The sequence below is a fragment of the Tistrella sp. genome (assembly GCF_002684955.1).
Taxonomy (GTDB): domain Bacteria; phylum Pseudomonadota; class Alphaproteobacteria; order Tistrellales; family Tistrellaceae; genus Tistrella; species Tistrella mobilis.
The window spans coordinates 133459-154472 of the sequence record NZ_NYWI01000071.1 but is presented as its reverse complement, the minus strand read 5'-3'; the positions used below and the strand labels follow the sequence as shown (position 1 = coordinate 154472).

Here is a 21014-nt window from a genome sequence, read left to right as displayed (position 1 = left end):
CCCGTGCCTGAAGGACCGCCAGCCCCATGACCGCAACCGACGAGCCTCTGCTCTCGATCGCAGATCTCCGGGTGACGCTGCCCACGCCCGACGGCCCGGCGCCGATCCTGCGCGGCGTCAGTTTCGACGTCGCCGCCGGCCAGATGCTAGGCCTGGTGGGCGAAAGCGGCTCCGGCAAATCCATGACCGCGCTCGCCATCATGGGCCTGCTGCCCGACAAGGCGATGGTCGAAGGATCGATCCGGCTGGCCGGCGAAGAGCTGACCCGGCTGTCCGAGCCCGAACTCTGCAAGCGCCGCGGCCGCAACATGGCCATGATCTTCCAGGAGCCGATGACCGCGCTCAACCCGGTCAAGACCATCGGCCAGCAGGTCTCGGAGGGCATGCGCCTGCATCTGGGCATCGGCCGGGCCGAAGCCGACGGCCGCGCCCGGCGGCTGCTGGAACGGGTGGGGCTGAACGCGAAGCGCTTCCCGCTCGACCTCTATCCTCACCAGCTTTCGGGCGGGCAGCGCCAGCGCGTCATGATCGCGGCAGCGCTTGCCTGCGAGCCCAAGCTGCTGATCGCCGACGAGCCGACCACCGCGCTCGACGTCACCATCCAGGCCCAGATTCTGGATCTGGTGGTGGAGCTGGTCGAAGAGATGCGCATGGGGCTGGTGCTGATCACCCATGACCTGGGCGTCATCGCCGAGACGGTCGACAAGACCGCAGTGATGTATGCGGGATCGATCGTCGAGGCCGCACCGACCGAGCCGCTCTTCGCGCAGATGGGCCATCCCTATACCCACGGCCTGTTCGCCGCCATTCCCCATGCCCACGGGCTGGAACATGCGGCCGACGGCGACGGTCCGGCCCATACCCGGCCGCGGCTGGCGACCATTCCCGGCACGGTGCCCGATCCGCGGCGCCTGCCGCCCGGCTGCGCCTTCGCCGGCCGCTGCCCGCGGTCGGATGCCGCCTGTGCCGGCGACATCCCCTGGGTGCCGCTTGCCCCCGATCACGGCGTCGCCTGCGTCCACCCGGTGGCCAAGGGTGAGCATATTCCGGAGTTCGCCGCATGATCGCCGCAGAGACTGCCTCCCGGCCCGCAGCCGATGCCGCCCGGACGCCCCTGCTGCGCATTCAGGGGCTGGTGCGCGAATACCGCCTGCCGCGCGAGCGGCTGACCCAGGCGCCGCCGGTGCTGCGGGCGCTGGACGGTGTCGATCTCGAGATGGCGCCGGGCGAAAGCGTCGGCATCGTGGGCGAGTCGGGCTGCGGCAAGTCGACCCTGGCCCGCACCGTGGTGGCGCTGGAAGCCCCCAGCGCCGGCAAGGTCTGGTTCGACGGCGACGACCTGTTCGCGCTGAAAGGCCGCGATCTGCTGAAGCGGCGCCGCGACCTGCAGATGGTATTCCAGGATCCCTACGGCTCGCTGGATCCGCGCCACAAGGTGGAACGGATCATCGCCGAGCCGATGGAGGGGCTGCATGTCGGCACCCGGGGCGAGCGCGCCGGCCGGGTTGCCGAGGCCCTGGCCCAGGTGGGTCTGCGCCCGACCGATGCCGACCGCTACCCGCACGAGTTCTCGGGCGGCCAGCGCCAGCGCATCGCCATCGCCCGGGCCCTGATCACCCGGCCGAAGCTGATCGTGGCCGACGAGGCGGTCTCGGCGCTCGACGTCTCGGTACAGTCGCAGGTGCTGAACCTGATGATGGACCTGCAGGCGGCCGTCGGCATGGGCTATCTGTTCATCAGCCATGATCTGGGCGTGGTCGGCCATGTCACCGACCGGGTCGCGGTGATGTATCTGGGCCGGATCGTCGAGACCGGTGCGACCGCCGAGATCTTCCGCGCGCCGGCCCATCCCTATACCCAGATGCTGCTGGGGGCCGTTCCGGTGCCCGATCCCGCCCGCAGCCGCAGGCGGCGTGCCCGCCAGACGGCGGATCAGGGTCCCGCTCTGCAGCCCCAGGCGGCCGGCCAGTCGAAGCCGGCCTGCGCCTTCATGCCCCGCTGCGCCCGCGCCACGGCCCGCTGCGGCACGGAACGCCCGGAGCTGAAGCCCGTTGCCGGGGGGCGTCTGGCCGCCTGTCATCACGTCTGACGCCGGCATGGCGGGGGGTTCAAGAAATCGCCACATTTCGCTTGCATTCCCCGCCGCCCCGCCTTAAGTTCCGCCCGTCCCGACGAGGTGGCCCGGACGACGCTCCGAACACCACCGAAGATGAGGACGGATACGCACCGGTAGCTCAGTTGGATAGAGCATCAGACTACGAATCTGGGGGTCGGGAGTTCGAATCTTCCCCGGTGCGCCATTCAGGGGACCAGCCGAGCAGGCTGGTCCCCTGTTTCTTTTGGGGCACCGGGTTTGCGGGCCCCTTGCCAGCCCGATCGCGGCCGGCTTATCCTTGACAGGTAACGTGTCGGTCCGCCAGGCCCACCGTCCGGACGCCCGGTCCAGTTCTTCTTCAGGTTTTTCCGGCCGCCCGGCCCCCTTACGCGCCCACCGCACCCGGCGGACAGGCCCCTCGCATCCACGTCCTCCCCGACGGCCGGCCCGATCCGGCTGCCCTTCGGCGGGAGCACGGCATGCGGCCGGATGACGGCGCCTTCGTGGGGAGGCGGGCGGCGCCGGACGCATGGCACCGGATGCGGGGTTCTCTCAGCTTCGGGTGGTTCATGGACAGCCTTGCGGACTGGCTCAAAGCCAACGCGATCACCGAAATCGAATGCCTGGTGCCGGATCTGAGCGGGGTGGCCCGCGGCAAGATCCTGCCCGCCGACAAATTCGTCCGCAGCCTGACGAGCCACGGGCTCCGGCTGCCGGAACCGGTCTTCACCCAGACGGTCACCGGGGAATACCCCGACGAGGACATCACCGACGAGGCGATGCCCGATGTCTGGATGAAGCCCGACGAGAATTCCATCCGCAAGGTTCCCTGGTATGTCGACGCCACCGCCCAGGTGCTGTGCGACTGCTATTATCTCGACGGCCGCCCCTGCGACATCGCCCCACGCTACGTGCTGCGCCGGGTGCTTCAGCGCTTCGCCGACAAGGGCTGGGCCCCGGTGGTGGCGCCGGAGCTGGAATTCTTCCTGGTCAAGATCAACCACGATCCCGACTATCCGCTGGAGCCGCCGGTCGGCCGCAGCGGCCGGCCCGAGACCGGGCGCCAGGCCTTCGGCATCGATGCCGTCAACGAGTTCGATCCGCTGTTCGAAGAGATGTACGACTTCTGCGAGGCGCAGGAGATCGACATCGACACCCTGACCCACGAGGCGGGTGCCGCACAGATGGAGATCAACTTCAACCACGGCAATCCGCTGGATCTGGCCGACCAGACCTTCCTGTTCAAGCGCACGGTCCGCGAGGCGGCGATCCGGCACAAGGTCTATGCGACCTTCATGGCCAAGCCCATGCAGCGCGAGCCGGGCAGCGCCATGCACATCCATCAGTCGCTGACCGATGTCGAAACCGGCCGCAATCTGTTCGTCGGTGAAGGCGGAGCCAGTTCGGAACTGCTCTACGGCTTCATTGCCGGCCTGCAGAAATACCTGCCGGCGGTGATGCCGCTGATCGCGCCCAATGTGAACAGCTACCGTCGGCTGATCCGCCATTCCGATGCGCCGATCAATGTCGACTGGGGCTATGAGAACCGGACCTGCGGCCTGCGCGTGCCGCATTCCGAGCCCGATGCGCGGCGGATCGAAAACCGGGTGCCGGGCGCGGACGCCAATCCCTATCTCGCCATCGCCGCCAGCCTGGCCTGCGGCTATCTGGGCATGATGGAGGGGCTGACGCCCACCGAACCGCTGCGCGGATCGGCCTATGTCCGTGCCCATGGCCTGCCCCGCCACCTGCCCGATGCGCTGTCGCAGCTGGCCGATTGCGATCCGCTGGTCGAGCTTCTGGGCGAACGCTTCGTGAAGGTGCTGATCGCGGTCAAGGAGGCCGAATACGACGCCTATTCCAGCGTGATCTCCTCGTGGGAACGGGAGTGTCTGCTGCTCAACGTCTGATCGTTCGTCATTGCAAGACGAATTTTTTCGGAAAACGTGACGAGCGGCGTCCCTCTTCCCCCGGCCGCGGTTGACCGCGGCGGGCGCCTTGTCGAAAAATGCCGGTCGGAGCGTGGTGTCCCGCCGTGCTCCGGCTCGCCCCGAAGTGCAGGCGGCAGCGGTCGGTCACGACTGCCCGCGGTCTGCCGTTGCGGAACCGAGCGCGGACAGACGCCCGCGCATGATAAGGATGAGGCGCCGCCCGATGACCAACCGACGCACCCGTCGCCCGACCACCGGCTCTGCGGCCGTAACCGGCCTTGCCGCCGGTATCGCGCTTCTCGCCCTGGGCAGTGCCCAGGCCGCCGAGGAGAAGGTCCTGAACGTCTATAACTGGTCGGACTACGTGGCCGAGGATACGGTCCCGAATTTCGAGCAGCAGAGCGGCATCAAGGTCAATTACGACGTCTATGACACCCAGGACGTGCTGGAGTCGAAGCTGCTCGCCGGCCGTTCCGGTTACGACGTCGTCGGTCCGACGCTCGCGCCCTATGCGGCGCGCCAGCTGAAGTCGGGCATCTATCAGAAGCTCGACAAGTCGAAGATTCCGAATTTCGGCAATCTCGATTCGAAGCTGATGGCGCGGGTGGCCAAATACGATCCGGGCAACGAGTATCTGGTGCCCTATATGTGGGGCACCACCGGCATCGGCTACAACGTCAAGATGGTCAAGGAACGGCTGGGCGAGAACGCCCCGCTCGACAGCTGGCGGCTGATCTTCGACCCGGAAGTGGTCTCGAAGCTGGCCGATTGCGGCGTCTCGGTGATGGACAGCCCCGACGAGACCTTCCCGGCCATGCTCAACTATCTTGGCCTCGATCCCGACGGACATAAGGTCGAGGATGTGGACAAGGTGGCCGAGGCCTACATGAAGATCCGGCCTCATATCCGCAAGTTCCACAACAGCCAGTACATCAACGACCTGGCCAATGGCGAGGTCTGCGTGGCCATGGGCTATTCGGGCGACATCCTTCAGGCGCGTGACCGCGCCCAGGAAGCCGATAACGGCAACGAGATCGTCTATGTGATCCCGACCGAGGGCGCCCAGCTCTGGTTCGACATGCTGGCGATCCCGGCCGATGCGCCGCACCCCGAGAACGCCCACACCTTCATCAACTACATCCTCGAGCCCAAGGTGACCGCGGCGATTTCGGACTATGTCGCCTATGCCAACGCCAATGCCAAGGCGACCCCGCTGGTCTCGGAAGACGTGCGCAACGACCCCGGCATCTATCCCTCGGAAGAGACGATGAACCGCCTGTGGGTGGTGACCCCGCACGACCTGAAATACGAGCGGGCCCGCACCCGCGCCTGGACCCGGATCCGCAGCGGCAGCGAAGGCTGAGCTTTCATGATTGATCGGGGCGGTCGTCTTGTCCGACAGGGTCGAGGCGGTCGCCCCGTTCGCGTTCCGGCAGTGACGGCCCGGTCCGGACATGGGGATGTCGGTCCGGGTCGGGCAGATCCCGCAGCCTGCGGAGGGAATGTTCCCGATGACCATGGAACAGCGCGAGCGGGCCACGCGCCCCGCCCGGCCGGCCCCGTCCCAGCCCTGGGCGGATGACGATGCCGTGCCCTATGTGCGGATCGTCGGCGTCACCAAACGCTTCGGCGATTTCGTCGCGGTCGACGACCTGTCGCTCGACATCTATCGCGGCGAGTTCTTCTCGCTGCTCGGCGGCTCCGGCTGCGGCAAGACCACGCTGCTGCGCATGCTGGCCGGCTTCGAAACCCCGACCGCGGGACAGATCCTGATCGACGGCGTCGACGTCGCCCAGGTGCCGCCCTATCAGCGGCCGGTCAACATGATGTTCCAGTCCTACGCCCTGTTCCCCCATATGACCGTGGAGCAGAACGTGGCGTTCGGGCTGAAGCAGGAAGGGCTGCCCAAGGCGGAGATCCGCGAGCGGGTGGCCGACGTCCTGACGCTGGTCCAGATGCAGGACTTCATGCGCCGCAAGCCCGACCAGCTGTCGGGCGGCCAGCGCCAGCGCGTGGCCCTGGCGCGCAGCCTGGTCAAGCGGCCGAAGCTGCTGCTGCTCGACGAGCCTCTGGGCGCGCTCGACAAGAAGCTCAGGGAACGCACCCAGCTGGAGCTGGTCAATATTCAGGAGTCGGTCGGCGTCACCTTCGTCATGGTCACCCACGACCAGGAAGAAGCGATGACGATGTCGAGCCGGATCGGCGTGATGCGCTCGGGCCGGATCGACCAGATCGGCACCCCCAACGAGATCTACGAGTACCCGACCAGCCGTTTCGTCGCCGACTTCATCGGCTCGGTGACGATGTTCGAAGGCTATGTCGCCGAAGAACATTCCGACGGCGCGCTGATCGACAGCGAGGAGACCGGCGGCCGGATTCAGGTCGCACACGGGGTGTCTGCGACCGAGAACCAGACGCTCTGGGTGGCCATCCGCCCCGAGAAGGTCCGGCTCAGCCTGACAGCCCCCACCGACACGCCCAATGTGTACAAGGGCGTGGTGCAGGACATCGTCTATCTGGGCGATGTGTCGACCTATCACGTGCGCCTGGCGAGCGGGAAGATGGTGCTGGCCACCACCCACAACATGCTGCGCCTGGCCGAGCCCGAGATCTCGTGGGATGACGAGGTCTACATCTCCTGGCATCCCGGCAATGCCGTGGTGCTGATGGCCTGACGGCCGCCCCTGCCCGGGGCGCACCACCCGTCTCCTTGCTTCTTCCCGAGCCGAAGGGACCGACCGGATGGCCGATCTCGAAACGCCCGCAGCAACGCCCGATGCCGGCCGTCGCCTGCGCCTGCCGATGCCCGGCAGGGGCATCGTGGTGGCGATGCCCTATGTCTGGCTGCTCGCCTTCTTCCTGCTGCCCTTCGTCATCATCCTGAAGATCAGCTTCGCCGAGGCGATCATCGGCCAGCCGCCCTACACGCCGCTGCTGGAATGGGTCGACGATCTGGCGCTGACCATCACGGTCAATCTCGGCAACTACGCCTATCTGCTCGACGATCCGCTCTATATCCACGCCTATCTGAACAGCGCGGAACTGGCGGCGGTCTCGACCATCGTCTCGCTGCTGCTCGGCTATCCGCTGGCCTATGCGATCGCCCGCAGCGACCAGAAGATCCGGCCGCTGCTGCTGCTGCTGATCGTGCTGCCGTTCTGGACCTCGTTCCTGATCCGGGTCTATGCCTGGATCGGGCTGCTGCAGAGCAACGGCCTCATCAACAATGCCCTGATGTGGGCGGGCGTGATCAGCGAGCCGCTGCCGCTGATCAACAACAACTTCGCGGTGGTGATCGGCATCGTCTACAGCTACCTGCCCTTCATGGTGCTGCCGCTTTATGCCACGCTCGAAAAGATGGATCTCAGCCTTCTGGAAGCGGCGGCGGATCTGGGATGCCGGCCCGTGAAGGCGTTTTTCGCCATCACCCTGCCGCTTTCCATGCCGGGCGTGATCGCCGGCGCCATGCTGGTCTTCATCCCGGCAATGGGCGAGTTCGTCATCCCCGACCTGCTGGGCGGGCCGGACACGGTGATGATCGGCCGGGTGCTATGGAACGAATTCTTCCAGAACCGCGACTGGCCGGTGGCATCCGCGGTCGCCATCGCCATGCTGCTGCTGCTGGTGGTGCCGATCATGATCTTCCAGAACGTGCAGGCGCGCGGCGCCGGGCGCGGGTAAGGGGAGCGACAGATCATGGCTACCCGTTTTCCCTGGTTCCGCCTCAGCTCGCTGCTGGTCGGCTTCCTGTTTCTCTATGTGCCGATCCTGCTGCTGATCGTCTATTCCTTCAACGAGTCGCGCCTGGTCACCGTCTGGGCCGGGTTCTCGCCCAAATGGTATGGTGAGCTGCTGCGGGACGATGCCATCCTGAACGCGGCCTGGGTCAGCTTCCGGATCGCCGCGATCTCGGCCACACTGGCCCTGATCCTGGGGACCATGGCCGCCGTGGCACTGGTGCGCTTCGGCCGGTTCCGGGGCCGGACCCTGTTCTCGGGCATGATCAGCGCGCCGCTGGTGATGCCCGAGGTCATCACCGGCCTGTCGCTGCTGCTGCTGTTCGTGACGCTTGAACAGATGATCGGCTGGCCGGCCGGCCGCGGGGTGATGACCATCATCATCGCCCATGTCACCTTCTCCACCGCCTATGTCGCGGTCATCGTCCAGTCGCGGCTGGCGAGCTTCGACATCAGCCTGGAAGAGGCGGCGCTGGATCTGGGCGCCCATCCGGCCAAGGTGTTCTTCGTGATCACCCTGCCGATCATCGCCCCGGCGCTGGTGGCGGGCTGGCTTTTGTCCTTCACCCTGTCGCTCGACGATCTGGTGATCGCAAGCTTCGTCTCGGGCCCCGCCTCCAGCACCCTGCCGATGGTCATCTTCTCGAGCGTGCGTCTGGGCGTCAGCCCCAAGATCAATGCCCTTGCCACCATTCTGGTGGTGCTGGTGACGATCGCGGTGGTCCTGGCGGCGCGGATGATGCGCAAGTCGGGCAGCCTTGCCCAATCGGCACAGAACTAGGCGGCACAGAACCAGGCGGCACAGAACCAGGACGGGCGAAGACGGCGATCGAGGGCTGTGGGGCGCGCAGGGCAGCCGCGCGCGGGGGGCCGGCGGAATCTTGCCGCCCCCCTCTGCACAAGCGGGCGTTTGTGCGCTATCTTCCTGTCATCGTCAACCACCAAAAGGTGTCTCGTGCGTCTTGCACATCTGTTTGCCCTGCCCGGCGGGTTCGAAGGCCGCGCGCTGATGGCGCAGCCGCTTCCCCGGTCCGAGTCGGTCGAGAGCCGTCTGCGGGGCAACGCCATGGGATCGCGCAACATGCGGCCGGTGAACCGGCTGCTCGGTCCCGCCACCCTGGGAGCCACTGCCTCGTCCTGGACGCGGCGCCGGCGCACCAGCGAGGTCTGACCGTCGCTTCAGCGACGCTCGGTAGGCAAAAGGGGGCTGCCCGGGAAGGGGCGGCCCCCTTTTCAGTTTCCGGCCTTCAGTTTCAGGCTTTCAGTTCTTCAGTTTCAGTGGCGCCGCAGCCCTACGCCTTGAGATCGGGCCACCAGGCGGTCATGTAGGGCGCATCGGCCAGCCCGTCGCCGAAGCGCGGTGCCCGGCGCTCCTTGAAGCTGTCGACGCCCTCGCGCACATCGTCGCTCGCCATCCGGGCCGCGACCGCCCGGCTCTCCAGCGCGTGCGCGATCTCAGGATGATCCGCCCCCATCATCCGCCACAGCAGCTGGCGGTTCAGCGCCACCGAGACCGGGGCGCAGTTCTCCGCGATGTCCAGCGCCAGCGCCCGTGCCCGCGGCAACAGGTCTTCCGCGGCCAGAAGCTCATGGACCAGCCCGCGCGCCAGGGCTTCAGAGGCCGGGAAGGTCCGCCCGGTCAGCATCCAGTCCTGGGCGGTCTGCATGCCCACCAGCCGGGGCAGAAACCAGCTGGAACAGCTCTCGGCACAAATGCCCCGCCGGGTGAAGGGGAAAGCAAACTTCGCCGTTTCCGCCGCCAGCCGGATGTCCATCGCCAGGGTGAACGTAGCTCCGAAACCCGCCGCGGCCCCGTTGATCGCCGCGATCACCGGCTTGCGCATCCGGAACAGCCGCAGCACGGTCACGCCGCCCACATCCGCAGGCACCCCCTCCCCCGTCGCCGGATCGCCGCCGGCCGGCAGGCGAAAGCCGTCCGAGATGTCGGTGCCGGCGCAGAAGGCCCGGCCGGTGCCGGTCACGATCACCGCACGCACGGCATCGTCCCGATCGGCTGCATCCAGCGCGGCCTGCAGCTCCAGGTGGGTCTCGTTCCGCGCCGCGTTCATCACCTCCGGACGCGCGAAGCTGATCGTCGCGACCGGGCCGTCCACCGCATAGGCGATGTCCTCGAAGACCATGAGCTTCCTCCTTCGGGCCGGATTCTGCGCGGCCTCGATTCGTCTGTTTGTCGGACAATCCGATTGACAGAAGGATATCCCTCCTCCTAGCTATAGTTCAACGAGGATGTCGCGCCGGTCAGGCGCAACGCCGCTTCCGACACCTTCCGTCCAGATGGTCCCTCGCTCACGCCCCAGGGCCCGCGATGGAGCCGCTCCCGCATGACCGCCGGCATGTCCGGCCGACGTCCGGACCCGTTTCCCCCATGACCATGATCACCCCGCCTTCCGACATCGACACACAGGCCCTGGCCACCTATCTGACGGCACGGGTTGATGGCGCCGGCCCCGCCGTCAGCCTCACCCGCCTTGGCGGCGGCCAGTCCAACCCGACCTATTTCCTCGACACCGGCAGCCGGCGTCTGGTGCTGCGCAAGCGGCCGGCAGGCACGCTGCTGCCGTCGGCCCATGCGGTCGATCGGGAATACCGGGTGCAGGCGGCGCTGGCCGATACCGGTGTCGCGGTGCCGCGCATGGTCCATTTCTGCGATGATCCGGCGGTCATCGGCACCCAGTTCTATGTGATGGAGCGGGTCGACGGCCGCGTGCTGCACGACAACGCCCTGCCCGACATCCCGATCGGCGACCGCGCGGCCTATTTCGAGGCCCTCGCCCGCATGCTCGCGGCCATCCACGCGGTCGATGTCGCCGCGGTCGGGCTTGGCGATTACGGCCGCAGCGGCCGCTTCGCCGCCCGCCAGATCGCGCGCTGGACAAAGCAATGGCAGCTCTCGGCCACCGCCGCCGATCCGGCGATGGAGCGGCTGATCGACTGGCTGCCCCGCAACCTGCCCGAGGATGACCACACCACCCTGGTCCATGGCGATTTCCGCCTGGGCAATGTGATGTTCCACCCGACCGAGCCCCGCATCGTGGCGGTGCTCGACTGGGAGCTGTCGACCCTGGGCCACCCGCTCGCGGATCTCGCCCACAGCTGCATCTACACCTGGATGATGCGGCCGGACGAATACGGCCGGGGCCTCGCCGGGCTCGACCGCGCAGCGCTGGGCCTGCCCGAGATGGATGCCTTCTGCCGGGCCTATTTCGAAGCCTCGGGCCAGGCCGGCCCGCTCACCCGCTTCCATCTGGTGCTCGCCCTGTTCCGCAATGCGGTGATCTTCGAAGGCATCGCCGCCCGCGCCCGCCAGGGCAACGCGGCATCCGATGACGCCGCCGAAGTCGGCCGGCTGGCGCCGGCCCTGGCTGCCCGGGGTGTGGCCCTCATCGAAGAGGCCACCGCCTGACAGCCGCATCGCCGCCATCCGGCGACCCGACAGATGAAGATCCGGACGCCTGACGATCCGGACGCCAAGGGAGGACTGCCCATGAACCGCTTCGCCGTGACCGCCCTCGCCGGCTGTCTCTCCGTCGCCGCCACCGGTGCCCAGGCCGGCGCCGATCTGATCATGGCATCGTCGCTGCCCCAGGTGCATTTCTGGGTCGGCAAGCACATGGATCTCTTTGCCGACGCGATCGAAGAGCGCAGCCACGGCGATATCTCCTTCACCCGCTTCTATGCCGGTGAACTCACCTCGGTCGGCCGTGAACTCGACGCGCTTCAAGGCGGCGCGATCGACGTGGCCGCCCCCCTGCTCGCCCCCTATCACGAGGGCGCCTTCCCGCTCTCCGACGTCACCCAGCTGCCGACGGTCGGCACCAGCTCCATCACCCAGACCAAGGCCTTCCTGGCGCTGATGGACAGCAAGACCGAACTGGTCGACGGCAAGACCTTCTACGACTACGAAATCGCCGCCAAAGGCATCCATGCCTGGCCGGTCGGCACCACGGCGGCCTATGCGATCAGCTTCGCCAACAAGACGCCCAAATCGGCCGCAGACCTGAAGGGCATGCCGCTCCGCGCCGGCTCCGCCCTGCACACCATCTTCCTGAGCGAGCTTGGCGCCACGCCCGTCACCATGCCGTCTTCGGCCTCCTATGAAGCGCTGTCGCGCGGCACGGTCGAAGGCACCATCCTGTCGATCGGCGACTGGCGGTCCTATTCGCTGCAGGATGTGCTGACCTATACGGTCACCGGCGTCGCCGTCGGCCATTGGGGCAGCTATCTCGCCATCTCGGACACCGGCTGGACCGGGCTTTCCGCCGACGAGCAGAAGCTCTGGGCCGATACGGCGCGCGAGATCGCGCTGCGCAATGCCGAGCTGATCGAGGCGCAGGACACCGAAGTGCGCGAGGCGGCCGCCGCCAAGGGGTCGACTTTCGCCGATCTCTCGACCATCGCCCCCGATCTCAAGGCCGCCATCGAAACCGCCTCGACCGCGACCTGGCGGCGCTGGGTGGAGCAGACCGAGGCCGCCGGCCATCCGGGCCTCGCCACCGCCCGCCTCTGGGCGAAGCTGGTTCAGGACCAGGGCGGCAAGCTGCCCGAGGGCGTGGCCGCCTATCTCGAAAAGGGGGCCTGATCCGCTGGCCGGCCGGGCCCGTTAGCGGGTCCGACCCTCCCCCTCCCCTCTCCCGCCGGCGACACCGGCGGGCCTGAAGGTCTCGTGCAAGGCCCGGATCCCATGTCCCACGACATCATCCTGCTGATCGTCGCCGGCTGGTTCGTCTTTTTCCTGCTGCTCGGCCAGCATGTCGCCACGGTCCTGCTGGGGACCGGCATCGTCGGCATCCTGCTCTGGACCGGCCCGCGGGTGCTGAACGGCGTGCTCGGCCAGGACGTGTTCTACACGGCGTCGAACTATTCGCTGTCGATCATCCCGCTCTACCTGCTGATGGCACAGCTGCTGCTCCGCGGCGGGCTGGTGCTCGACCTGTTCCGCGTCGGCCATCGCATGGCCGGCTACCGGCGCTTTCCGCTCGGCGTCGCCACGCTGGTGATCGGCGGGTTGCTGGGCGCGGTCTCGGGTTCGGGGGCCGCCTCCGCCGCCTCGCTCGCGACCCTCTCGGCCCCGGAACTGGAACGTGTCGGCTACAGCCGCCGTTTCGCGATCGGCCTTGCGGCGGTGGCGGGTTCGCTCTCGGCGGTCATTCCGCCCAGCCTGATCGTGATCATCTACGGCGCCATCACCTCGGTGCCGATCGGCGCCCTGTTCATCGGTCTGCTCGGCCCCGGGCTGCTGTGCATGCTGGTCTATATCGGCTGCCTCGCTCTGTTCGAGGAACTGCGCCCGGAAGGTGCCGCCCCCGGCGCCCGCCCCGACCAGCCCTCCGAGCTGGAGCGGGGGGCACTCGGGGCCTCACTGTTCATGATGGCCCTGATGCTGGTGGTGTTCGGCGGGATCTATACCGGCATCATCACCGTGGGCGAGGCCGGTGCCGTCGGCGCCTTCACGGCGCTGGTCGGCCTCACCCTCATGCGCAGGATCGGCTGGCGCGATCTGGCGGCGGCATTGGCCGACAGCGTCAAGATCTCGGCCATGCTGATGCTGATCGTGATCGGGGCCCAGATCTTCGCCCGCTTCCTGGCCTTCTCGCGCCTGCCCCGCGATCTGCTGGCGCTCGCCGAGCCGCTGGTCGGCTCGCCCGGCCTGCTGGTCGCGGTATTGATGGCGGTGCTATTCATCGCCGGCATGATCCTGGAGAGCGCCGCGGTGATCCTGCTGATCGTGCCGATCGTGCTGCCGATGCTGGAGGCCGCCGGTATCGACCTGCTCTGGTTCGGCGTGCTGGCCAGCTTCATGATCGCCCTCGGCCTGCTGACGCCCCCGGTCGGCCTTTCGGCCTATGCCGCCGCAGCGGCCCAACGTCATCCGGTGGCCGAAGTCTTCCGCCCGGCCGGCAAATTCGCGCTCGCCTCGGCCGTGATCGTCATCGGCGCCACGATCCTCTTCCCCGGGATCGTCACCTGGCTGCCCGGCAACCTCAGGTGAGCCCCATGACCAGACTTCACGGACTGCTCGGCCGCTTCGAATGGGGGCTGGCCTCGATCGGCGCCGGTCTCTGCCTGTTCGCGGTGATGATCCTGACCGTGCTCAGCGTTTTCGGCCGCTACGCGCTGCACACCGACCTCGTGCCCGGCGCCTACAACATCATCGAGCGGATGCTGTTTCCGCTGATGGTGTTCTGGGCCCTGCCGCTCGCCCATCGTGACGGGATCTTTCCCCGGCTGGAGGTGATCGCGACCGCCCTGCCCCGGCGGGCCGGATCGGCAGTCGCCATCCTGATGCTGGCGGTGGAGCTTGCGATTTTCCTGTTCCTGTTCTGGTACCTCGCCCAGTATGCGGCCACCGGCCTCAGGACCGGGCGGACCATGCAGCTGGGATCGGATTTCTTTCCGGTCTGGCCGTTCATCATGATGGTGCCGCTGGCGCTCGGGCTGATGGCGATCGAGATGGTCTGGCAGATCGCCCTGCATGTCCGCCATTTCGCAACCGGCACGCCGCTGCCTGCGGCAGAGGCCGACCCCACCGCCGGCGGGCAATAGCCCCGCCGGGCGGTTTATGGGTAAATTGCGGAACCGGAACGGCTTTCCCCCGCCCGGCGGTTCGGTTACACCGATGCGGCGCGTTTTCACCCCGGATGCTGGACGGTCGTCATGCTCGAGATCGCGAAACTGAAGATCCCGCCGGCCTATCAGGTCGTCTCGAAGGAGCTCCAGCGCCTCATCGTCGACGGCCGGCTGAAGCCGGGCGAGCAATTGCCCAGCGAGACCGAACTCGCCACCCGTTTCGGCGTCAACCGCTCCACCATCCGCGAGGGGATCCGGCAGCTGGAAAGCGAAGGGCTGCTCCGGCGGGAGGGCCGCAAGCGGCTGGTGATCGCCATCCCCGGGCAGGAGGACATCTCGCCCCGGATGGAACGCGCGCTGCTGATGCATGACGTGAAGTTCAAGGAACTCTGGGAGGTCGCCCGGGTTCTGGAACCGCTCGCCGCCTCGCTCGCCGCCGCCCGGATCACCGATGCACAGATCGACGCGCTGGAGGTGAACCTGGATGCCACCACCCATCTGGTGGCGGCGGGGGAGCCGACCGACGGTGTCGACACCGAGTTCCATACCATGCTGGCCGAATTCTCGGGCAACCGCGCGCTGATGCTGTCGCGTGAGCCGATCGGCCAGCTGCTGTTCCGACCCTATGTCGAACTCGGCAAACAGGTGAAGCAGGCCCCCCGCCGCAATCTCGAGGCCCACCGGGCGATCGTGGCCGCCCTGAAACTCAGGGATGCCGACGAGGCCTCGACCTGGATGGCCCGTCATATCGAGGATCTGCGCCGCGGCTGGCTGCTCTCAGGGCGCGCGATCGAGGATCGCATCGAAGAACGTTGAGAGGCGGAACATCGACAGACCGGCCGACATGTCGACGAGGGCTTGCCCTTTGACATATCGCCCGCGAACATCACCTGAAAGGGGAACGGCACCGCCGGACGAACCGCGTCCCGGCATGGATGCCGTCACCACAGGGGATCGATCCGCGGATGGCCGTCTATCTGGTGACCTATGAACTCCGCGCCGAAGGGCAGAGCTACGACCGCCTGCACAAGGCGCTCGCCTCGGTGGCCCATGCCCATGCGCTGGAAGATGCCTGGCTGATCGACCTCGAGGCCTCGGCCGAAATGGTCCGCGGCTGGCTTGCCCAGTATATGGACGACGAACTCGACCGGCTGATGGTGGTCGAGGTGAAGGGGGATCTGGCCGCCCTCAATCTGGGGCGCGGGGCAGAGGCCTGGCTGCAGAAGCGGGTGTGACCGCCGCCGCGGCATCGCCGCCATCGCGCATCACCCGGGCAAAGACCTCGGTCAGCCAGTCGACGAAGACCCGCACCCGCAGCGGCATGTGGCGGTTCTGCGGGTACAGCACCCAGACCGGCATCGGCGGCGGCGGCAGATCCGGCAGGACGATCCGCAACCGGCCCTCGGCCAGGTCGCGCTCGAACCGGTAGCGCGGCAGCTGGACCAGACCAAGACCCGCCAGCGCCGCGGCATTGTAGAGTTCGGCCCCGGTCAGGGTCAGCTCGGCGGGCAGGTCGACCGTCCGAAGCACGCCATCCACCATGAACTCCAGCGGATAGGCGGTGCCCGTCGCCGAGGCGAGGTAGCCGACCATGCGATGCCCCGCCAGATCCTCGAGCTTTCGCGGCTCGCCGAAGCGGGCCAGATAATCCGGGCTCGCGACGGTCACCACCTCCAGGCTGGCCACGCGCCGGCCGGTCAGTGAACTGTCGGCCAGATCCCAGGCGCGCAGCACGCAGTCGACCCCCTCCTGGATAAGATCCACCATCCGCTCCCCTTCGCCCAGGCGCAGGCTGATATCGGGATAGCGGGCCAGGAATTCCGGAAGCGCGGGCATGACGAAGAAGCGCGCGAGCGTGCCCTGGACATCGACCCTGAGCGGCCCCGCCGGCCGGGCATGGCGAAAGGCGCCTTCCACCTCGTCCAGATCCGCAAGCAGCCGGGTGCACTGCTCGAAATAGGCGACACCGTCCAATGTCGGCGCCACTTGTCGTGTGGTCCGCTCCAGAAGCCGCGTGCCCAGCCGCGCCTCCAGCTGCTGAATGGCATGGGTCACGGTCGGCCGCGGAATCTGCAGGTCGCGCGCCGCCTGCGCAAAGCTCCCCCGCTCCACGATCCGGGTGAACAGCCTCATCACGTCGATGCGGTCCATGTGGGGTTTCCTACAGCTCGCGCACGATATTGTTCGGACTGGCGGAATGGTTCTGTCGAAATCCCGGGTCCAGACGTCTCGCCTGAAACAATTAGGCTATAGGGAGCCGGGTCGCGCAAGGCCGGCATCTTCCCCTTTCCGGAGACGACGTCATGACCCACACGGATCATCAGGGCCGTCAGCCGGCGCCCCGCCTCATCCTGCCGGCTCTCGGCCCGGTCTATGCCACGGGCACACCGCTCGCCGGGGCGGCGCTCAGGATCGCCTTCGGCCTCACCATGGTCACCCACGGGCTGCCCAAACTGCTCGGCTCCTCGCACGGATCCATGGCCGACCCCATGGCCGGATCCACGGGGCTGATCCGCAACGTACTGGGCCTGCCATTCGCCGAAGAGCTGGCCATGCTGGTCACCCTGCTCGAGACCTTTGGCGGCCTTGCCCTTGCCGCAGGCCTCGCCACACGGCTCATCGCCGTCATGTTCACGATCGAGATGATCGCAATCTCCGTGGCGCTCGGCCCGACCTGGCCCTGGATCGATCGCGGCATCGAATACCCGGTGATGCTGGGCTTCACCGCCCTTCTCTTCGCCTTCACGGGCGGTGGCCGCCTTTCCCTCGACCGCCGTCTCGGCCTGGAAATCTGAAGGAGGCGACGATCATGACCATGTCCGACGGCGTCTCTCGCCGCACCGTTCTCAAGACCGGTGCGGCCGCCACCGCAGCCGGCAGCATCGGCCTTCACATCTCCGCCGCCCGGACCGCTACGCCACCGGCGATGGATGGAGCCAGCCCTGTGGTGCTCCGGATCAATGGCGAACGATACCAGCTCGATCTGGATCCGCGGACCAGCCTGCTCGATGCCCTGCGCGAACATCTGGATCTGACCGGCACCAAGAAGGGCTGCGATCACGGCCAGTGCGGCGCCTGCACCGTGCTGATCGACGGCCGGCGGGTACTGGCCTGTCTGACCCTGGCGGTTCAGGTCGATGCTCGCCCCGTCACCACCATCGAAGGGCTCCGCGGCCCCGATGGCGGGTTGCATCCGATGCAGCAGGCCTTCATCGACCACGACGCGCTGCAATGCGGCTACTGCACCCCGGGGCAGATCCTGTCGGCGGTCGCCTGCCTGAGCGAAGGCCATGCCGGGTCGGTGGACGAGATCCGCGAATATATGAGCGGCAATCTCTGCCGCTGCGCCGCCTATGACGGCATCACCGCCGCGATCGCCGCGGTGGCCGGCCTGCCGGCCCCTGGATCGGAGGCATGACCGGATGCAGCCCTTCAGCCATATCCGCGCCCGCTCCGTTCAGCAGGCGGTCGACGAACTCGCCCGCGGCCGGCCGGGAGATGTCCGCCTGCTCGCCGGCGGCACCAATCTGGTCGATCTCATGCGGCTGGGTGTCGAGGCCCCCACCCGGCTGGTCGACATCAACGGCATTCCCGGACTGTCGACGATTTCGGTGTCGGAGACGGGTCTCACCCTCGGCGCGCTGGTCCGCATGTCGGATGCGGCCGACCATCCCGACATCCGGCGCGACTGGCCGGCGGTCTCGGAGGCTCTCTGGAAAGGCGCCTCGGCCCAGCTGCGCAACATGGCGACTCTCGGCGGCAATCTGATGCAGCGAACCCGCTGCCCATGGTTCCGGGACGTGGCGGCGGCCTGCGACAGGCGCATGCCCGGCAGCGGTTGTGCCGCGACCGGCGGGCCCGACCGGCATGCGGCCCTTCTGGGCGGCGGCACGCAGTGCGTGGCGGTCCATCCCGGCGATTTCGCCGTGGCGCTCACCGCATTCGATGCCCGGGTCGAGGTGATCGGCCCCGCCGGCAACCGCCATGTGCCGGTGGCGGAGCTGCTGAGGCTGCCCGGTGACAGCCCCGCACGGGAAACCTCGCTCGACCCGGCGGAGATGATCCTCGGCATCACCATCCCATCGGCCCGGGCGGCCCGCCACTCGGCCTATGTGAAGCTGCGGGATCGGGCCTCCTACGCATTCGCACTCGCCTCGGCCGCCGCAGCGGTCGTCGTGGAAGGCGGGATCGTCACCGAGGCGCGCCTCGCGCTCGGTGGGGTCGCGACCATCCCCTGGCGGGCGCCTGACGCAGAGGCGTCTCTCATCGGCCGGCCGCTCACCTCCGAAACGGCAGCGGCAGCCGGACGCATCGCACTGCAGAACGCCCGGCCGGGCCGCCAGAACCGCTTCCGGATCGACCTCGCCGCCGCAGCGGTCGCCGAGGCACTGATCACCGCAGGGACGAGGAGCTGACCCAATGTCCGTGTCAGAACCCCGCATCGGCGCCGACGCGCCCCGCATCGATGCCGTCGAGAAGGTCACCGGCCTGCAACGCTATGCGGCCGACCGGCGCCCCGACGGCCTGCTGCATGCCGTGACCGTGCCGGCCACCATCGCCCGCGGCCGGATCCTCGCCATCGATACCACCGCCGCCGCGGCAGTGCCGGGGGTGGTGCTGGTGCTGACCCACGACACCATGCCGGCCCTCGGCAGCGTGCAGTTCATCATGGCGGGTGGCCATGCCGCGCAGTCGATCCTGCCCATGACCTCGGCCGAGGTGCACCATCACGGCCAGACGATCGCCCTGGTGGTGGCACACAGGCTGGAAACGGCCCGGGGCGCCGCGCGGCTGGTGAGCGTGCGATATGAAGCAGAGCCGCCGGTCACCACCCTGGACGACCCCCGGGCTGAAACCCTGCTTCAGGAACAGGCCATCCCGCTGCCGATGATGCGCGACCGTCGCAATGGCGATGCCGAAGCCGCACTTGCCGGCTCGACCACGGTGATCGACGTCGCCTATGCCACGCCGGCACAGCACCAGAACCCGATCGAGCTTCTGGCGACCGTGGCGGTCTGGCAGGGCGACCGTCTCACGATCCACGAGCCCAGCCAGAACAGTGGCGCAGTCCGGGCCGGCCTCGCCCGGGTCTTCGGCATCGATCCTGCCGCCATCCGGGTGATCTCTCCATCGGTGGGCGGCGGCTTCGGCCAGAAGAATGCCCTGGGCGCCCACACCGTGCTCGCGGCCGTCGCGGCACGTGCCACGGGCCGGCCGGTGAAGCTGGTGATGCCGCGCGCCCAGGTCGCCCGCATTGCCGCCTTCCGCCCCGCCGCCCGCCATCGCATCCGGCTGGGTGCCGGAGCCGACGGCCGGATGACGGCCGCCATCCACGAGATCACCCAGCAGACATCGCGCCACGACCTGATGCCCGGGCTCGGCACCGAGGTCAGCCTCAAGCTGCATGCGATCCCGGCGGTTCAGGGCATCGAACGGCTGACGCGGCTGGACACCCAGACCCCCGGCTTCATGCGCGCGCCTTACGAGTTCGGGGCCGCTTTCGCCTTCGAGAGTGCGGTCGATGAACTCGCCTGGGAACTGGGTGCCGATCCGGTCGCCTTCCGCCTCGCCCATGATACCGACCGCGATCCCGTCAGCGGCAAACCGTTCTCGTCACGGCATCTGGCCGCCTGCCTGGAGCGCGGGGCCCGGGCCTTCGGCTGGCACGACCGCGACCCGCGACCCGGACGGATGCAGGATGCCCATGGCCGCATGACCGGCATGGGCGTCGCCGTGGGCGCCTACAAAGCCGCCCGGGCGCCCGCCATCACCCGGCTGACCCTCCGCGCCGACGGATCGGCCGAGATCGCCGTCGGCGGCCACGAAATGGGCCAGGGGTTGCGCACGGTCGTCGCCCTGACCCTGTCCGACCGGCTGGGTATCGATCCCGCCGCCATCCGCGTGATCGCAGGCGACACGGCAAGTGTGCCACAGCATCTCACCGCCGGCTCGTGGGGGACGGCCACCGTGGTACCGTCGGTCGCGGCGGCGGCGGAGAAGATGCGGAGCCTGATCGCGGAACGGGCGGGCCAGGGCGGTCTCGCTGCCGGCCTCTCACGCCTCCTTGCCGATAGTGGCGGCCGGCCGCTGGAGGTGACGGTCGAAAGCCTGGCCCCCGGCCAGGGCCAGCCGGCCCTGGACCGGCTGCGCCAGGGTCTGCCGGCTGCGGCCGGGCCCGACTATCCCGAGGCGGTGGCGATGTCCTTCATCGCCCATTTCGTGGAGGTAGCCGTCGATCCACGCACCCGGATCCTGCGGGTGGTCCGCGCCCATTCCGTGATCGACTGCGGGCGGGTGATCTCGGCGAGAACCGCCCGAAGCCAGGCGCTGGGCGGCATGATCTGGGGGATCGGCGGCGCCCTGTTCGAGGCAAGCGAGGTCGATCCCCGCGATGGCAGCTTCCTGAATGCCGACCTCGCCGAATATGTGGTCGCAAGCCATGCCGATATCGGCCGGCTTTCGGCAGAGTTCATCGACCTGCCGGACCCGATGCCGGGCGGGCCGGGCATGAAAGGACTGGGCGAGGTCGCCTCGGTGGGCATGCCGGCGGCCATCGCCAACGCGGTCTTCCACGCTACCGGCCGTCGCATCCGCGACCTGCCGATCAGGGTCGATGCCCTGATCTGAAACGGCCCCCGACAAAAAAGGATCCCGGCGACCTGC

General features: G+C 68.1%; 20 protein-coding genes and 1 tRNA gene. 19 read left to right on the top strand and 2 right to left on the bottom strand.

The genetic code is table 11. The features are described 5' to 3' along the window. Positions 1-26 precede the first annotated feature (26 nt). The 9 genes from CMO28_RS22270 (at position 27) to CMO28_RS22230 (ending at position 8934) form a co-directional block, all read left to right on the top strand. Positions 27-1064, top strand: a complete 1038-nt coding sequence (locus CMO28_RS22270) for an ABC transporter ATP-binding protein (protein WP_296717201.1) — start codon at positions 27-29, stop codon at positions 1062-1064. Next, positions 1061-2089 carry an ABC transporter ATP-binding protein gene (locus CMO28_RS22265; protein WP_062761683.1) on the top strand — a complete coding sequence of 343 codons (1029 nt, stop codon included), beginning with the start codon at positions 1061-1063 and terminating at the stop codon, positions 2087-2089. Before CMO28_RS22270 ends, CMO28_RS22265 begins: the two co-directional genes overlap by 4 nt. A gap of 134 nt (positions 2090-2223) precedes the next feature. Next, positions 2224-2300: transfer RNA gene (locus tag CMO28_RS22260), tRNA-Arg, on the top strand. A gap of 364 nt (positions 2301-2664) precedes the next feature. Next, a complete protein-coding gene (locus tag CMO28_RS22255; protein ID WP_062761684.1) occupies positions 2665-4005 on the top strand; it encodes a glutamine synthetase family protein in 1341 nt (446 codons plus the stop codon). 244 nt (positions 4006-4249) lie between these two features. Then, complete coding sequence (locus CMO28_RS22250) at positions 4250-5389, top strand: polyamine ABC transporter substrate-binding protein (protein WP_296717195.1); 1140 nt, start codon at positions 4250-4252, stop codon at positions 5387-5389. Positions 5390-5543: 154 nt separating this feature from the next. Further along, positions 5544-6701, top strand: coding sequence for an ABC transporter ATP-binding protein (locus CMO28_RS22245; protein WP_062761777.1), 1158 nt, complete (start codon positions 5544-5546; stop codon positions 6699-6701). 67 nt (positions 6702-6768) lie between these two features. Beyond that, entirely contained in the window at positions 6769-7707 is a 939-nt protein-coding gene (locus CMO28_RS22240; protein ID WP_082828227.1) for an ABC transporter permease subunit, read from the top strand. Between the two features lie 15 nt (positions 7708-7722). Continuing rightward, the gene (locus CMO28_RS22235) at positions 7723-8544 is read left to right on the top strand and encodes an ABC transporter permease subunit (protein WP_296717192.1); all 822 of its coding nucleotides are present in this window, start codon (positions 7723-7725) and stop codon (positions 8542-8544) included. A gap of 174 nt (positions 8545-8718) precedes the next feature. Continuing rightward, entirely contained in the window at positions 8719-8934 is a 216-nt protein-coding gene (locus tag CMO28_RS22230) for a hypothetical protein (protein ID WP_041604779.1), read from the top strand. 121 nt (positions 8935-9055) lie between these two features. Here CMO28_RS22230 and CMO28_RS22225 read toward each other — a convergent pair whose 3' ends face one another. Further along, on the bottom strand, positions 9056-9904 hold the full coding sequence (locus CMO28_RS22225) for an enoyl-CoA hydratase-related protein (RefSeq protein ID WP_296717185.1): 849 nt from the start codon (positions 9902-9904) through the stop codon (positions 9056-9058). A gap of 245 nt (positions 9905-10149) precedes the next feature. Between CMO28_RS22225 and CMO28_RS22220 the strand changes: the two genes are divergently transcribed. From CMO28_RS22220 to CMO28_RS22195, 6 genes are all read left to right on the top strand, one after another. Then, positions 10150-11187 (top strand): phosphotransferase family protein, encoded by a 1038-nt coding sequence (locus tag CMO28_RS22220; protein ID WP_296717183.1) that lies wholly within the window; start codon positions 10150-10152, stop codon positions 11185-11187. A gap of 81 nt (positions 11188-11268) precedes the next feature. After that, the gene (locus CMO28_RS22215; RefSeq protein WP_296717180.1) at positions 11269-12363 is read left to right on the top strand and encodes a TRAP transporter substrate-binding protein; all 1095 of its coding nucleotides are present in this window, start codon (positions 11269-11271) and stop codon (positions 12361-12363) included. Between the two features lie 102 nt (positions 12364-12465). Next, positions 12466-13773, top strand: coding sequence for a TRAP transporter large permease (locus CMO28_RS22210; RefSeq protein ID WP_014743802.1), 1308 nt, complete (start codon positions 12466-12468; stop codon positions 13771-13773). A gap of 5 nt (positions 13774-13778) precedes the next feature. Continuing rightward, positions 13779-14327, top strand: a complete 549-nt coding sequence (locus CMO28_RS22205) for a TRAP transporter small permease (RefSeq protein WP_296717177.1) — start codon at positions 13779-13781, stop codon at positions 14325-14327. A gap of 111 nt (positions 14328-14438) precedes the next feature. Next, on the top strand, positions 14439-15167 hold the full coding sequence (locus CMO28_RS22200; RefSeq protein WP_296717174.1) for a FadR/GntR family transcriptional regulator: 729 nt from the start codon (positions 14439-14441) through the stop codon (positions 15165-15167). A 149-nt stretch (positions 15168-15316) separates the two neighbouring features. Next, positions 15317-15586 carry a hypothetical protein gene (locus CMO28_RS22195; RefSeq protein WP_014743799.1) on the top strand — a complete coding sequence of 90 codons (270 nt, stop codon included), beginning with the start codon at positions 15317-15319 and terminating at the stop codon, positions 15584-15586. Here the strand turns inward: CMO28_RS22195 and CMO28_RS22190 are convergent. After that, positions 15540-16502, bottom strand: a complete 963-nt coding sequence (locus CMO28_RS22190) for a LysR family transcriptional regulator (protein ID WP_296717168.1) — start codon at positions 16500-16502, stop codon at positions 15540-15542. The genes CMO28_RS22195 and CMO28_RS22190 overlap by 47 nt on opposite strands. 152 nt (positions 16503-16654) lie before the next feature. Between CMO28_RS22190 and CMO28_RS22185 the strand changes: the two genes are divergently transcribed. From CMO28_RS22185 to CMO28_RS22170, 4 genes are read left to right on the top strand one after another with little or no spacing between them, the layout of a single operon-like run. After that, positions 16655-17146 carry a DoxX family protein gene (locus CMO28_RS22185; protein WP_062761690.1) on the top strand — a complete coding sequence of 164 codons (492 nt, stop codon included), beginning with the start codon at positions 16655-16657 and terminating at the stop codon, positions 17144-17146. Positions 17147-17166: 20 nt separating this feature from the next. Then, complete coding sequence (locus CMO28_RS22180; RefSeq protein WP_416370980.1) at positions 17167-17769, top strand: (2Fe-2S)-binding protein; 603 nt, start codon at positions 17167-17169, stop codon at positions 17767-17769. A 4-nt stretch (positions 17770-17773) separates the two neighbouring features. Next, positions 17774-18766 carry an FAD binding domain-containing protein gene (locus tag CMO28_RS22175; RefSeq protein ID WP_296717160.1) on the top strand — a complete coding sequence of 331 codons (993 nt, stop codon included), beginning with the start codon at positions 17774-17776 and terminating at the stop codon, positions 18764-18766. 4 nt (positions 18767-18770) lie between these two features. After that, positions 18771-20978: a xanthine dehydrogenase family protein molybdopterin-binding subunit gene (locus CMO28_RS22170; protein ID WP_296717158.1), complete on the top strand. Its 2208-nt coding sequence runs from the start codon at positions 18771-18773 to the stop codon at positions 20976-20978. Positions 20979-21014 lie beyond the last annotated feature (36 nt).